This is a genomic window from Pseudonocardia sp. GCM10023141, assembly GCF_042653605.1.
The window spans coordinates 54,708-68,910 of sequence record NZ_JBHSIR010000045.1; the positions used below are offsets into that span (position 1 = coordinate 54,708).

General features: G+C 72.4%; 14 protein-coding genes. 6 read left to right on the forward strand and 8 right to left on the reverse strand.

Annotated elements, in window-relative coordinates:
* Position 1: 1 nt before the first annotated feature.
* Positions 2-985 carry a deoxyribose-phosphate aldolase gene (gene deoC / locus ACFPFQ_RS26870; protein ID WP_379623604.1) on the reverse strand — a complete coding sequence of 328 codons (984 nt, stop codon included), beginning with the start codon at positions 983-985 and terminating at the stop codon, positions 2-4.
* Positions 986-1,070: 85 nt separating this feature from the next.
* Between deoC and ACFPFQ_RS26875 the strand changes: the two genes are divergently transcribed.
* Positions 1,071-2,105, forward strand: coding sequence for an alpha/beta hydrolase (locus ACFPFQ_RS26875; protein ID WP_379623606.1), 1,035 nt, complete (start codon positions 1,071-1,073; stop codon positions 2,103-2,105).
* A gap of 118 nt (positions 2,106-2,223) precedes the next feature.
* Here the strand turns inward: ACFPFQ_RS26875 and ACFPFQ_RS26880 are convergent, their stop codons facing one another.
* On the reverse strand, positions 2,224-2,460 hold the full coding sequence (locus ACFPFQ_RS26880; RefSeq protein WP_379623608.1) for a hypothetical protein: 237 nt from the start codon (positions 2,458-2,460) through the stop codon (positions 2,224-2,226).
* Positions 2,461-2,894: 434 nt separating this feature from the next.
* Between ACFPFQ_RS26880 and ACFPFQ_RS26885 the strand changes: the two genes are divergently transcribed.
* Both ACFPFQ_RS26885 and ACFPFQ_RS26890 read left to right on the forward strand, forming a co-directional pair.
* The gene (locus ACFPFQ_RS26885; RefSeq protein WP_379623609.1) at positions 2,895-3,812 is read left to right on the forward strand and encodes a haloalkane dehalogenase; all 918 of its coding nucleotides are present in this window, start codon (positions 2,895-2,897) and stop codon (positions 3,810-3,812) included.
* Positions 3,809-5,377 (forward strand): metallophosphoesterase family protein, encoded by a 1,569-nt coding sequence (locus ACFPFQ_RS26890; protein ID WP_379623611.1) that lies wholly within the window; start codon positions 3,809-3,811, stop codon positions 5,375-5,377. The genes ACFPFQ_RS26885 and ACFPFQ_RS26890 overlap by 4 nt, the downstream gene beginning before the upstream one ends.
* A 583-nt stretch (positions 5,378-5,960) precedes the next feature.
* Here the strand turns inward: ACFPFQ_RS26890 and ACFPFQ_RS26895 are convergent.
* On the reverse strand, positions 5,961-7,373 hold the full coding sequence (locus ACFPFQ_RS26895) for an MFS transporter (RefSeq protein WP_379623613.1): 1,413 nt from the start codon (positions 7,371-7,373) through the stop codon (positions 5,961-5,963).
* A gap of 66 nt (positions 7,374-7,439) precedes the next feature.
* Between ACFPFQ_RS26895 and ACFPFQ_RS26900 the strand changes: the two genes are divergently transcribed.
* Entirely contained in the window at positions 7,440-7,877 is a 438-nt protein-coding gene (locus tag ACFPFQ_RS26900) for a winged helix-turn-helix transcriptional regulator (RefSeq protein WP_379623615.1), read from the forward strand.
* A 9-nt stretch (positions 7,878-7,886) separates the two neighbouring features.
* A complete protein-coding gene (gene upp / locus ACFPFQ_RS26905; protein WP_379623617.1) occupies positions 7,887-8,510 on the forward strand; it encodes a uracil phosphoribosyltransferase in 624 nt (207 codons plus the stop codon).
* A gap of 3 nt (positions 8,511-8,513) precedes the next feature.
* Here upp and ACFPFQ_RS26910 read toward each other — a convergent pair whose 3' ends face one another.
* The 3 genes from ACFPFQ_RS26910 to ACFPFQ_RS26920 are packed head-to-tail and all read right to left on the reverse strand — an operon-like array spanning position 8,514 to position 10,991.
* Positions 8,514-9,911, reverse strand: coding sequence for an amidase (locus ACFPFQ_RS26910; protein WP_379623619.1), 1,398 nt, complete (start codon positions 9,909-9,911; stop codon positions 8,514-8,516).
* 10 nt (positions 9,912-9,921) lie between these two features.
* The gene (locus ACFPFQ_RS26915; RefSeq protein ID WP_379623621.1) at positions 9,922-10,521 is read right to left on the reverse strand and encodes a TetR/AcrR family transcriptional regulator; all 600 of its coding nucleotides are present in this window, start codon (positions 10,519-10,521) and stop codon (positions 9,922-9,924) included.
* An 8-nt stretch (positions 10,522-10,529) separates the two neighbouring features.
* Positions 10,530-10,991: a flavodoxin family protein gene (locus ACFPFQ_RS26920; protein WP_379623623.1), complete on the reverse strand. Its 462-nt coding sequence runs from the start codon at positions 10,989-10,991 to the stop codon at positions 10,530-10,532.
* 15 nt (positions 10,992-11,006) lie between these two features.
* On the opposite strand from ACFPFQ_RS26920, the gene ACFPFQ_RS26925 reads away from it, so the two are divergent.
* Positions 11,007-11,789: a GDSL-type esterase/lipase family protein gene (locus ACFPFQ_RS26925; protein WP_379623625.1), complete on the forward strand. Its 783-nt coding sequence runs from the start codon at positions 11,007-11,009 to the stop codon at positions 11,787-11,789.
* Between the two features lie 3 nt (positions 11,790-11,792).
* Here ACFPFQ_RS26925 and ACFPFQ_RS26930 read toward each other — a convergent pair whose 3' ends face one another.
* Together ACFPFQ_RS26930 and ACFPFQ_RS26935 are read right to left on the reverse strand one after the other, a co-directional pair.
* The gene (locus ACFPFQ_RS26930; RefSeq protein WP_379623812.1) at positions 11,793-13,367 is read right to left on the reverse strand and encodes a phospho-sugar mutase; all 1,575 of its coding nucleotides are present in this window, start codon (positions 13,365-13,367) and stop codon (positions 11,793-11,795) included.
* Positions 13,368-13,402: 35 nt separating this feature from the next.
* Positions 13,403-14,194, reverse strand: coding sequence for a purine-nucleoside phosphorylase (locus ACFPFQ_RS26935; RefSeq protein WP_379623627.1), 792 nt, complete (start codon positions 14,192-14,194; stop codon positions 13,403-13,405).
* Between the last annotated feature and the right edge of the window lie 9 nt (positions 14,195-14,203).

The following is a 14,203-nucleotide window of genomic DNA, read 5'->3' on the forward strand; positions in this document are numbered from 1 at the left end:
GTCAGGCGCTCCCGATGTAGTCGGTGCCGACGTAGTGGCCTTCGAGCTGCGCGCGCCGCTGCCGCAGCAGGTCGTTGAGCAGCGACGACGCCCCGAAGCGGAACAGCTCCGGCGTGAGCCACGCGGGCCCGGCCACCTCGTTGACGGCCACGAGGTGGCGGATGGCGTCCTTCGACGTGCGGATGCCGCCAGCGGCCTTGACGCCGCGGTGCTCGCCGGTGAGGCGGTGCCAGTCGCGCACGGCCAGCAGCATCAGCTGCACCACCGGCAGCGTGGCGGCCGGGGAGATCTTGCCGGTGGAGGTCTTGATGACGTCGCCGCCCGCGAGCAGCGCCAGCCAGGACGCGCGGCGCACGTCGTCGTAGCCGGCCAGCTCGCCGGTCTCGAGGATCACCTTCAGGTGCGCCGACCCGCAGGCCTGCTTCACCGCGACGATCTCGTCGTACACCTCGCCGTAGCGGCCTGTCAGGAAGGCGCCGCGGTCGATGACCATGTCGATCTCGGTGGCACCGTTCTCGACCGCGAGCTCCGTGTCCGCCAGCTTGATCGCCAGTGACGAGCGCCCCGACGGGAACGCCGTGCTCACCGCGGCCACGCCGACCCCGCTGCCCGCCAGCGCATCCGACGCGACGCGGGCGAGATCGGCGTACACGCAGACGGCGGCGACCGGCGGCACCTCCGGGTACTCGGAGTCGGGCCGGCGCGCCTGCGCGCACAGCGAGCGCACCTTGCCAGGTGTGTCGGCGCCTTCGAGGGTGGTCAGGTCGATCATGGAGACGGCCAGGTCGATGGCCTGCAGCTTGGAGTCCTTCTTGATGCTGCGGGTGGCGAGCGTCGCCGAGCGGCGCTCCAGCCCGACCTCGTCGACGCCCGGCAGGCCGTGCAGGAACCGCCGCAGCGACGCGTCGTCGCGCACGGCATCGGCGAGACCCGGATCGCCTCCGGGATCGGAACTGCGCCTCGGCGCGGGAACGGTCCTGGTCACGCCGACCACTGTAAGCGGCACGCCGACCCGCCGGGTCGTCGAGAATTGCCACGAGGACGCGGCGGGCATGCGCCATGCTCGGGACATGTCGACGCTGCCATGGTCCGCGCCGCTCGCCGGACGGCTGGAAGAACGCGAGATCACCAGCGAACTGCTGCTGGGCAACCCGCTGGGCGATCCCCACGTGCGGCCGCTGTGGGTCTACGTCCCGCCCGGTTACGACGACGACGCCGCGCGGCGCTACCCCACCGTCTACGTCATCCAGGGCTACACCGGCCACGTCGCGATGTGGCGCAACCGCACCCCGTACCGGCAGCCGTTCATCGAGACGGCCGACGCGGTGTTCGCGCGCGAGGAGGCGCCGCCGGCGATCATCGTCTACGTCGATGCCTGGACCCGTTACGGCGGCAGCCAGTTCGTCGACTCGCCCGGCACCGGCGCCTACCACTCCTACCTGTGCAACGAGATCGTGCCGTGGGTCGACGCGCACTACCGCACCCTCGACGCTCCCGCGCACCGGGCCATCAGCGGGAAGTCCAGCGGCGGGTTCGGCGCGATGATCACGCCGATGCTGCGGCCCGACCTGTTCGGCGCGCTCGCCACGCACGCGGGCGACAACCTCTACGAGTACTGCTACCTGCCCGAGTTCGGGAGGATGGTTCGCCAGCTGCGCGACTACGACGGCGACCTGATGCGATGGTGGGACGACTTCACCGCACGCGTCGCGTTCACCAAGGGCTGCGATCACGACCTGCTGTCGCTGCTGGGCATCTCGGCATGCTTCTCCGCGCGACCCGACGGCACCCCGGAGATCCCGTTCGACCCGGTCACGGGGGTGCTGCGACCCGAGATCTGGCAGCGCTGGCTGGACTGGGACCCCGTGCGGATGGTGCCCGACCACGCCGACGCGCTGCGCTCGGTGCACTCGATGTGGATCGACGCGGGCAACCGGGACGAGTGGTACCTCGACGTGGGTGCCCAGGCGTTCCGGCAGGCGCTGGCCGACATCGGCGTGGCCGACGACGTGGTGCGGTTCGAGATCTTCGACGCCACTCACATGGCGATCGACTACCGCTATCCGACGGCGCTCGCCTGGCTCTGCCACCGGATCGCCACCTGAGACCCATGCCGGTCACCGGGCCCGGAACGCGCAACGCCCGCCGCGCGGGAGGAGCGGCGGGCGTGAAGGCAGGCGCGGATCCGGTGTTCCCCACGGTCGGACGCCGGGGGGCGGCGGATCAGGTAGAGCTGTGAAGCCGGACCACTCCGACGGTGACGTCCTCGAGACCGCCCCTGTCGAAATCGCGACGCAGCTGGTCGGCCTTGATCGTGGCCGTAAGCCCGTCGAACGGTCCGTGCGCGTCGACCTCGCCGGTCTGCGGGTCGACCGCGAGAACGACGTATCCGTCGCACTGCGTGAGCTTCTCTGCTGCAGCGACCAAGGTCGCCTCGTCAGATGTCGTGAACTCCTGCACCGGATCACCTCCTTGTCATGTAGTACAGCGTCGGGAGGGCCTCCGGCGTGACAGTGTTCGTGGCATACCACCCGTTCGGGTCAGGGTGAAACTCGCTGTTGATCACTAGCGGTCGCCGTTTTGGCGCGCCAAGCGTGTGAACCGGTCCAGATGTGCGACCTGGGTGACGATCTTGGCACTCTCGGTGATCGCCACGGCCCGTGGCTGAAGCGCCTCCGGAGGGCCGGTGATAACCGTCCTGTAACGGCCGTTGCGCGGTCTCGAACACGGCCGTCACGGCAGGCGACCGGGCATCTGCGGAACGTGCAGAACCGTTTGCACTTGCACGTGCGGTCGCAGATGGTGATCAACGTCGAACCCGGTTCGGTGGCTCGTGCGCTGCCGTGCGGTCGGGTTGTCGGCGATGTGGCGCTCCGGGTGCCAGTATCGCGTCCATGCGCGCGCTCCGTACCCCTGACGAGCGGTTCGACCATCTCCCCGGATTCGACCTCCCGGCCCACTACGCCGACGTCCCCGATCAGGACGGCGAGACGTTGCGGATGGCGTGGGTGCAGGACGGCCCTGCCGACGGCCCGGTGGTGCTGCTCCTGCACGGCGAACCGAGCTGGTCGTTCCTCTACCGCACCATGATCCCGGTGCTGGCCGGCGCCGGTCTGCGGGTGGTGGCGCCCGACCTCGTCGGGTTCGGCCGGTCGGACAAACCTGCCGAGATCGCCGACCACAGCTACGCGCGGCACGTCGAGTGGGTGCGGGCGCTCGCGTTCGACGTGCTCGACCTGCGCGACGTCACGCTGGTCGGCCAGGACTGGGGCGGCCTGATCGGGCTGCGGCTGGTGGCCGAGCACCGCGACCGGTTCGCCGGGATCGTCGCCGCCAACACCGGGCTGCCCACCGGCGACCGGGACATGCCCGCGGTGTGGTGGCAGTTCCGGCGGGCCGTCGAGCAGGCAACGCACCTCGACGTCGCGCGGCTGGTGCAGTCGGGCTGCCGCACGCGGTTCACGCCCGAGATCGCCGCCGCCTACGACGCGCCGTTCCCGGACGAGACGTTCAAGGCCGGCCCGCGGGCGATGCCGCTGATCGTGCCGACCCGCCCCGACGACCCGGCGAGCGCGGCCAACCGGACGGCCTGGGACGTGCTGACCCGATCCGATGTGCCGCTGCTGTGCGCGTTCAGCGACGGCGACCCGATCACCGCCGCGATGGAGCCGGTCCTGCGGGCCACCCTGCCGGGTGCGGCCGGGCGGGAGCACCCGACGATCGTCGGCGCCGGGCACTTCCTGCAGGAGGACGCCGGGCCCGCGCTCGCCGCGGCCGTGGTGGACTTCGTCGCGTCCCTCCGGACGTCGTGAGCCGACCGTCCCGCAGCTCGAAGGCCGGCGCCGGATGGGGCTGTCAGCACCTGGGCGAGTTCGTCGACATCGCCCCGCAGAGCAGGCCGTTCTCCTGGCTGCGGCCGGGCCCGCTCATCGCCTCCCGCAACGACGTGATCTCGCGGCACCTCGGTGGCGACCCGACCGACGAGATGCGCCGCGCCTGGATGCGCAGGCTCGACGACTACGCGCGCGCCCAAGGCGTGGCGCCGCCGTCGCGCGACCGGATCGTCACCCGCTTCGCCGACCGGGACCGCATCTCCGTCGCGCTGCTCGGTGACCCCGGTGAGGGCGACGCGTCGCAGTACGTCGTGGTGCCGGTGTTCGAGCGGGTCGCGGCTCACACCGACTTCGCGGTGGTGTGCAGCGACGTCATCTACCCGGCAGGCGGGATCCGGTCCTACGAGGACCGCTTCTACCGGCCTTACGCCGACTACGCGGCGCCGATCTACGGGCTGCCCGGCAACCACGACTGGTACGACGGCCTCACCGGCTTCATGACGACGTTCTGCGACGTGCCGCCCGACGCAGGCGCGCCCGACGTCCCCGGACCGGGTAACGCGCTGCAGCGGCTGCTGCGCCGGTTGCTGTGGCGGCGCCCGCCGAAGGCGACCGTCGAGGACGTGGCCGGCATGCGGTGGTACCGCGACGCCGAGTCGCAGCAGGCCGGCCAGCCGGGGCCGTACTGCGCGATCGACGCGGGCCCGGTGCGGCTGGTGCTGATCGACACCGGGATCAGCGGCGGCATCGACCGCGACCAGGCGGAATGGCTCCGCGAGGTGTCACAGGGGCCGCAGCCCAAGATCCTGCTCACCGGCAAGCCGCTCTTCACCTACGCTGCCGTGCAGCGCAGCCGGATCGAGGGGCCGGAGGACCTGGACGTCAACCAGATCGTCAGCGACCCCGCGCACAACTACATCGCGGCGATCGGCGGCGACGACCACAACTACCAGCGCTACCCGGTCCGGCAGCCCGACGGCCGCACGATCCTCTACCTCGTGGCAGGCGGCTCCGGGGCGTATCTCTCGGCGACCCACCAGATCCCGAACGTGGACCGGCTCGCGCCCGCCGTCCACGAGGAGGACTTCCGCTGCTACCCGCTGCGCGGTGACTCGCTCGCGCTGTTCAGCCGCGGTTACGACCGGCTGCTGCGCTTCGGTACCGGGCGGCTCGTGATCTCGCCCGACGACGCCACCACCATCATGGCCGAGCGGGTGGGGATCACGCCGCCGCGCACCGGGTCGGCGGTGGTCGGGGAGCGGGCCCGCCGCGCCGCCGACCGCGTCTTCCCGCTCCCGGCGCGCGGGGTGTCACCCGCGCACAACTTCATGTCGCTGCTGTTCGACACCAACACCCCGCCGCTGTTCAAGTGCTTCCTGCGGCTCGACGCCACCGACCAGGAGGTCGTGATCTCCTGCTGGGCGGCCACCGGCTGCCTCGAGCACGAGCGGGACCCGGTGCTGGAGGACCGCATGCGCGCCCGGCGGGAGGCGGACGGGACCTGGACCTGGACGAGTGAGACGCCGGGGAGAGCGGTGCCGTAGCGGGTACCTCGTTTGCAGGAAAGTCCGTCATGGCCTGCGGCCGCTATGAAGGATGAGAATCGGCGCTGTCGGGTGCGGTTGGACCGCGTGCCCCGGCTTTACTGCGCCCTCGCCGGGCCGGCAGATCAACAGGAGGGGGGTTGTGCCCTCCCGCCGACCTCCCTATCGGGCTATCACGCGCCCGCCCCACGCGCAGGCTTGGGAACGTGGCCTCGAGGTGGCGGCGTGGCTGCGCGTACGGCCCTCGCAATGGCGTTGAGGTGCGGCTCGCGCGGATCAAGCTCCGCGAGCGGCGCTGCAGGGCCCGGCAGGGGCCGTGGGGTGCGATCACCGCGTTCGCTGCCGAGTGCGCATTGGCTCATGATCGAACCGGAACCTGTGGGCGTTGATCACTCGTCCGGCGCGCGGCCGGCTGTCGCGTTGCAGGAAGGCCACCTTGCCGCAAGATTCTTGCGGGAAGGCCACCTTTCCTGCAACGGGGCCAGCGCGGGGGCGTCGGATGCACTTCCCTCTAGCGGATGGGGATTCTCCTGACAGCCACCTTCCCGCAACGACGTTGCGGGAAAGTGGCTGTCCTGCAACCTCAGGCCGCGAGCGGTACCCACCCCCGCCGCCCCAACCCCGAGCCCAGCACCAGCGCCCCGAGCACGGCCGCCACCAGCGGCACCGTCAACCCGGCCCGGTACCCCGCCAGCTGCGCCTCCGGTGTCGGGTCGACGCCGGTCGCCGCCACCACCACGGCCGTCACCACCGCCAGTCCGAGCGCGGAGCCGAACTGGATCGACGTGGTCAGCAGCCCGCTCGCCAGCCCCTGCTCACGCTCGTCGACGCCGTCGGTGGCCGCGATCGTCAGCGGTCCGTAGCCGAGTGCGAAGGCGGTGCCGAGCACGAGCATCGTCGGCAGGAAGGCGAGGTAGCCCCACTCGGCGCCGAGCGGCCACACGAGCAGGTACGCGACGCCGGCCAGCAGCAGCCCGGTGAACGCGACGACCCGGTTGCCGAACCGGTTGACCAGCCACGGCGTGATCGTCGGGGCGAGGATCGTGTCGAGCCCGGCGAGCAGGATCGCGAGGCCCGTCTCGATCGCCGACCAGCCGCGCAGCTCCTGCAGGTAGAGCACCAGCACGAACTGGAAGCCCACGAACGAGCCCACCAGCAGCATCGCACCCGTGTTGGCCCGCAACAGCGCACCGGAGCGCAGGATGCCCAGCCGCACCAGCGGTGCCGCCGAGCGGCGCTCGATCACCGCGAAGGCGCCGAGCAGCACGATGCCGCCCAGCAGCGTCGCCGCGGTCACCGCCGCCGGGACCTCCGGAGCGCGGACGATGCCCGCCACGAGCAGGAGCATCGCGGTCGTCAGCGTCGCTGCGCCGGGGACGTCGAAGCCGCCGCGAATGCGCTCGATGCGGGGCTCCTTCGGGATCAGGCGTACCGCGACGGCCAGTATCACCGCCGCCAGGAGCACCGGGGCGAAGAACACCCAGCGCCAGCCGATCGCGGTCAGCAGGCCGCCGACGACGAGCCCGAGCGTGAAGCCGCCCGCTGCGGTGCCGGCGTAGACGAGCAGGGCCCGGTTGCGCGCCGGTCCCTCGGCGAAGGACGTCGTGATGATCGACAGCCCGGCCGGTGTCATGAAGCCGGCGGCGATGCCCGTCGTGAAGCGGGCGAGCAGGAGGATCCAGCCCTCTCCGGCCAGCCCGCCCAGCCCGGAGAAGGCGATGAACACGGCGAGCCAGAGCAGGAACATCCGGCGCCTGCCCAGCAGGTCGGCGGCCCGGCCGCCCAGCAGCACGAAGCCGCCGTAACCCAGCACGTAGGCGCTCACCACCCACTGCAGCTCGGCGGTCGACAGGCCGAGCTCGGCCCGGACGGCGGGGAGTGCGACGCCCATCATCGAGATGTCGATCCCCTCGAGGAAGATCGCGCCGCAGAGGACGAACAGCACGCCCAGCGCGCGGCCGCGCAGCCGACCGGACGTGTCGAGGGTTGTGGACACCAGTTCTCCTACGTTCGGTCAGTTCCTTCTTGTAACTGACCTCATCGTCGGACACCATGAACGATCGTGGAAGAAGGCACTTCGAAGTCACCCGCTTACTCCTGTGTAACCGGCGCCTATCCGGACCCGTACCAGTGGGACACCCGGGAGGACTGCGAGGTCCGCCAGATCCTCGACCGCATTGCCGACAAGTGGTCGTTGCTGGTCATCGCGTTGCTCGACACCCGGACGCTGCGGTTCACCGAGCTGCAGCGCGAGATCGACGGTGTCAGCCAGCGCATGCTCACCGTCACGCTCCGCCAGCTCGAGCGCGACGGCCTCGTGCACCGCACCGTGCATCCGGTGGTGCCCCCGCGCGTCGACTACGGGCTCACGCCGCTGGGCTCCACGCTGCACCAGACCATCCAGGCGCTCGTCAGCTGGACCGAGATGCACCAGCGGGAGATCGCCTCGGCGCGCGCTGCCTACGACGAGCGTGCCGCGGCCGCCGCGGCCGCCAGGTAGTTTCACCCCATGGACGTCCGCCTTGTCGATCATCCGCTGGCCAAGGTCAGGCTCTCCGAGATGCGCGACGCGCGCACGGACAACGCCACCTTCCGCGCGGCGTTGCGCGACCTCACCCTGATGTTGATCTACGAGGCCACCCGCGACGCGCCGATGGTCACCGCGCCGCTGCACACCCCCGTTGCCCGCACCACCGGCTACCGGCTGGCCAACCCGCCGCTGCTCGTGCCGGTGCTGCGCGCCGGGCTCGGCATGGCCGACGCGGCGCAGGCGCTCATGCCCGAGGCCCAGATGGGCTTCGTCGGCATGGCGCGCGACGAGGAGACCCACCAGCCCACGCCGTACATGGAGTCGCTGCCCGAGTCGCTCGAGGGCCGTCCGGTCTTCGTGCTGGACCCGATGCTGGCCACCGGCGGCTCCATGGCGCACACGATCCGGCTGCTCACCGAGCGCGGTGCCACCGACGTCTCGGCGATCTGCGTGCTCGCCGCTCCGGAGGGCATCGAGCACCTGCGGGTGAGCGGGCTGCCGGTGCGCGTGGTCACCGCGAGCATCGACGAGCGCCTCAACGACTCCGCGTACATCGTGCCCGGCCTCGGCGACGCGGGCGACCGCCAGTTCGGCGCGGTGTAGCCGTCAGTCCTGGATGCGCCGCCACGGCCGGTCGGCCTCCAGCGCGAACGCCACCTCCAGCAGCGTGCGCTCGTCGCCGTGCGCCGCGGACAGGTGCACCGCGATCGGCAGCCCGTTCGACGCCACCCCGGTGGGCAGCGCGATGGCAGGCGCGCCCGCCGCGTTGTTGAGCGGCGTGAACGCGACGTAGGACATCAGCCGCTGCAGCAGTTCGTCGAACGCCACGTTCGGGCTCAGATGGCCCAGCTCCGGCGTCACGTGGGCGAGCGCGGGGGAGAGCACGAGGTCGTGGCTCGTGAACATCCCGGCGTAGGTCGCGCGGACCTTGCGCAGCCGGCGCAGCACCGCGGGCGTGCGGGGCAGCGCGCGCCGGTAGCGCTCGCGCAGCCCCTGGCTCAGCCCGTCCATCAGGCGCGCGTCGAAGCTGGAGTCGATCATGAACCGGCCGCTGACGGCCACCGTGAACGCGAGCATCCCCCAGTAGTCGACGAAGTCCTCGACGAACCCCCGGTCGAACGGGATCGTGCACTCCTCGACGTCGTGGCCCTGCTTCTCCAGCGTCCGGGCCGCCTCCACCACCGCGGCGCGGGTCTCGGCGTCGGTGGGGAAGCCGGTCGGGGCGTCCACGAGCAGGCCGATCCGCAGCTTGCGGTCGGCCGGCCCGCGCACCAGCCCGAGCGGCGTCAGCGCCGGGTTGCGGCGGTAGCGCTCCGCCGCGGCGAGATACGTGGCTGTGTCACGCACCGACCGCGTGACGACGCCGTCGGTGACGATGTCGAGCGGCATCTTCCGGCTGGTCTCGCCGGGGACGAGGCGGCCGCGGCTGGGCTTGAGCCCGACCAGCCCGCAGCAGGCCGCCGGGATGCGGATCGAGCCGCCGCCGTCGTTGGCGTGGGCGATCGGCACCACCCCGGCCGCCACCAGCGCCGCGGCGCCGCCCGAGGACGCCCCCGAGGAGAACGCGGTGTCCCACGGGTTGTGGGTGGGCTCGGCGCCGGGGAACTCCGTGGTGGCGTTGAACCCGAACTCCGGCATGCGGCTCTTGCCCAGGACGCTCAGCCCGGTGCTCAGGAACTGCCGGGTGACCGCGCCGTGCGCCGGAACGGGCGACGGGCGGTACGCCGACGTGCCGTTGCCCGTCGGCATGCCGGCGACATCGGTGTTGTCCTTGACGAACGACGGCACGCCTGCCAGCAGCCCATCGGCCGCACCCCTGGTCGGCTCGTCGAACGAGCGGTACTCGATCGCGTGCAGCGCCGGTTCCACGAGCTCGGCCCGCGCCACGGCGGCCGCGGCCAGCTCCGCTGCGCTCACCTCACGGTTGCGCACCATCGCGGCCAGCGCGACGGCGTCGTGGTCGGACAGCACGTCATCGGTGAATGCCTGGATCCGGTCAGCCACTGCTACCCCCTCAACTCGCGAACCCGGCCGGGCGCCAGCCATCGAGCACGGCACGCACCGCGACGTCGAACAGGCCGTCGGCACCCGGCGGGAGGAACCCTCGAAGCTGCAACGACGCCCAGCCGTGCACGGTGGTCCACAGCACGAGTGACGCGGTGGCCGCATCGGTGTCCGGCCGCAGCACCTTCTCGTCGACGGCCCGCTCCACGGCCTCGCGCAGCGGACCCAGCGCCGTGCCGGCCACCGTGCGTCCCTCGGCCTCCGCCGGGAGCCGGGTGCGTCCGGTGAACATCATCGCGAACAGGTGCGGGTCGTCCAGCGCGCTGTCGCGGTAGGCCTGCCCCATCCGGACGAGGTCATCGAGCGCGTCGGCACCGGGCCGCACCTGCGCGAGATGGCGACCGAGCCGGCGGAACGCCTCGTCGAACAGCTCCGTGAGCAGCCCGGTCTTACCGCCGAACAGCGAGTACACGGCGGTGGTCGAGGTCTCGCAGTCGGTGGCGAGCGTGCGCAGGCTCAGCCGGTCGAGACCATCGGCCGAGACGATGGCGCCGGCCCTGCGCAACAGGCGGACCCGCAGTTTCTCGTCATGGATCTTCGGACGAGGCATGACGAACACTAACCCCCGTCGACCGCGACCGTGGCGGCGAGCGTCGCACCGAGCTCGTAGCAGGCCTCGCGCGCCGCGGCATCGGGTGCGCCGCGGACCTCGACGGTGGCCGCCGCGCGCTGCCAGCCCAGGCCTCCCGCGATGGTGTCGACGGCCGTGACGGTACCCGCGGTGTCGAGGTTGCCGTGCACGTAGAGGCCGTAGGGCAGGTTCCTCGTGTCGTCGGCGCAGACGTAGAACACGGTGTCGAAGAAGTGCTTCAACGCGCCCGACATGTAACCGATGTTGGCCGGTGTACCGAGTACTACAGCGTCGGCGGCCAGCAGGTCGGACGCCGTGGCGGCCAGAGCGGCCCGGCGCACCACCTCGACCCCGGTGATCTCGGGGTCGGCTGCGCCGCGCAGCACGGCGTCGAGCAATTCCGCTGTTGGCGGGGAGGGCGTGTGGTGCACGATCAGCAGGCGGGCCACCCGGGTGATGCTGCCATGGAGCAGATCGCCGCCCAGGCCCGCGTACGGAGGATGTCGGTGGCCCGGTTCGGTGTCCGGCGCGTTGCCGCGGTCGTGGTCACGGCCCTCGCGCTCCTGCTCGTCGTCTCCGCGGAGGATCGGCCGGCCGCGGCGCCCGCCGTCGCCGCGATCGCGGCCGCGGCGCCGGCTGCGGTGCCGGTGCGGATCATGCCGCTGGGCGCATCGAGCACCGAGGGCATCGGCAGTCCCGCCACCGGCGGCTACCGCGGGCTGCTCCAGACGATGCTCGGCACCGACGGGATCGTCTTCGACTTCGTGGGCTCGCTGCACCAGGCCGACGTCCCCGGCGTGCGTGACCCCGACCACGAGGGTCACAGCGGCTGGACGATCGCCCAGATGAAACCGCTGGTCCGCGGCTGGATCCGCGCCCAGCACCCGGACGTCGTGCTGCTGCACGTCGGCACCAACGACATGCTCCGCAACGTCAGCCCCGCCGAGACCGCCCGGCAGCTGGGCGCGCTGCTCGACGACATCGCGGCCGAGGCCCCCGATGCACACGTGATCGTCGCCGGGGTGTGGGCGCCGATGCCGCAACGGATCGAGTTCGCCAGGCAGGCCGCCGTGGTGGTGGCCGCGCAGCAGGCGAAGGGCCGTGCCAGCACCTTCGTCGACACGTCCGGGCTGCTGCAGTCACCCGGCGAGTTCATCGACGGGCTGCACGCCAACCCCGCCGGCTATCGCAAGATCGCCCGCATGTGGGAGAAGCAGATCAGGGCGGCGCTGCCCCCGACGCGGTGAGCCTCAGGCTCCCAGCAGCGCCTTGACCTCGGTACGCAGGGCGTCGAGGCGACGCTGGGCGGCCACCTTCGCCGCCGCCAGCCCCGGCGCGTCGACGACCGGTGCCACCACCTCCAGGTAGGCCTTGAGCTTCGGCTCCGTGCCGGAGGGCCGGATCACGAGCCGCTCACCCTCCCGGCGCAGCACCAGCACGTCCGGGGCCGGCCGGGTGGCCGTCCAGCCCTCCGGAGGCGTGGTGCGCAGCGCCGCGACGGCAGCGTCCCGTGCCGCCGGCTCCATCCGCAGCGAGACGCCCTCGGTGCGGTACACGCCGTGGGCCACGGCGAGCTCGTCGAGCCGGTCGTCGATGCCACGCCCGGCCGCCTTCAGCGTGGCGGCGAGATCGCACGCGATCACCGCGGCCGCCATGCCGTCCTTGTCGCGCACGGCGTCCGGGTCGACGCAGTAGCCCAGCGCCTCCTCGTACCCGAACACCAGCCCGGGCCCGCCGCGCACGATCCACTTGAACCCGGTGAGGGTCTCCGCGTACCGCGCGCCGTACCCGGCTGCCACGGCCTGCAGCATCGACGACGAGACGACGGTGGTGGCCACCAGCGGGTCGGCGTAGGTGCTGCTGCGCAGCAGGTGGTCGCCGAGCAGCACGCCCGTCTCGTCGCCCGAGAGCATGCGCCACGACCCGTCGGGGCCGGGGACACCGAGCGCGCACCGGTCGGCGTCGGGATCGAGCGCCACGGCGATGTCGGCGCCCACCTGGGCGGCCAGCGCGAGCAGCGCGTCGGTGGCGCCGGGCTCCTCCGGGTTCGGGAACGCGACCGTCGGGAAGTCGGGGTCGGGCGCCGCCTGCGACGCCACGACGTGGACGTCGGTGAAGGCGGCCAGGGCGAGCGCGTGCACGGCCGTCTCCCCGCCGACGCCGTGCATCGGGGTGAGCGCCACCCGCAGCTCGCGCGCCGTGCCGCGGGGCAGCCGCGCCACGCGCGCCAGGTAGTCGGGTGTGACGTCGGCGGTGGTGATCGACGTGCCGGTCGGCACCGACACGGCCGCCGGTGCCGCGGTGATCGCGGCCTCGATCTCGGCGTCCGACGGCGGTGCGAGCTGCGCGCCGTCGGCCAGGTAGACCTTGTAGCCGTTGTCGGCGGGCGGGTTGTGCGACGCGGTGATCTGCACCCCCGCAACGGCTCCGAGCGCGCGCACGGCGTAGGCCAGCACGGGCGTCGGCAGCGGGGAGGGCAGCACGCGCACTGTGAAGCCGGCGCCGGCGAGCACCTCCGCGGCCGCTGCGCAGAACGCCTCCGAACCGTGCCGGGCGTCGCGACCGACGACCACCACCCCGCGGGTGCCGCCCCGGCCGAGCCACGCTGCCAAGCCTGCGGTGGCGCGGCGCACCACCGCCACGTTCATCCCGGCGGGCCCGGCCCGGACCGGACCGCGCAGACCGGCCGTGCCGAACCGCAGCATGCCCGCCATGCGGGCGGTGAGCTCCTCGACGGCGCCCGGCGTGCGGCCCATCGCTGCGGCGAGCACCTGCTGCAGCTCGGTGCGGGTGACGGCGTCGGGATCGTCGGCGATCCAGCGCATCGCCGCGTCGCGCAGCGCGGGCGGGAGCGGCGCGGTCACGAGCGCGCGACCAGCTCGTGCAGCAGCCGGCCCATCCGCTCGGCCGATGCGGCGCCTGCGGCGAGCACCTCCTCGTGGTTGAGGGGCTCACCGGTGATGCCGGCGGCGAGGTTGGTGACGAGCGAGAGCCCGAGCACCTCCATCCCTTCCGCGCGCGCCGCGATCGCCTCGAGCACGGTGGACATGCCGACGAGGTCGGCGCCCAGCCCGCGCAGCATCCGGATCTCGGCGGGCGTCTCGAAGTGCGGGCCGGGCAGCCCGGCGTAGACGCCCTCGCGCAGCGTCGGGTCGATCTCCTGCGCCAGCTTGCGCAGCGCCGGGGAGTAGAGGTCGGTCATGTCGACGAACCGCGCGCCCTCCAGCGGCGACGTCGCGAGCAGGTTGAGGTGGTCGGAGATCAGCACCGGCTCGCCGACGCTCATGTCCTCGCGGATCCCGCCCGCGGCGTTGGTGAGCACGACGGTGCGACAGCCCGCCGCGGCGGCCGTGCGCACGCCGTGCGCCACCTGCTGGGTGCCGTGGCCCTCGTAGAGGTGGGTGCGGCCGAGCATGACGAGCACGCGGCGCTCGCCGACCACGACCGATCCGACGGTGCCCCCGTGCCCGGCGACGGTGGGTGCGAGGAACCCGGGCAGGTCGCCCATCGGGATGTCGTGTGTGGACTCACCGATCAGATCGGCGGCTGGTCGCCAGCCCGATCCCAGCACGACCGCGACGTCGTGGGCGGGTACCCCGGTGCGGTCGGCGATCGCGGCGGCGGCCTCGGCGGGGGAGGCGGGGGAGGTCATGCGAGGCAG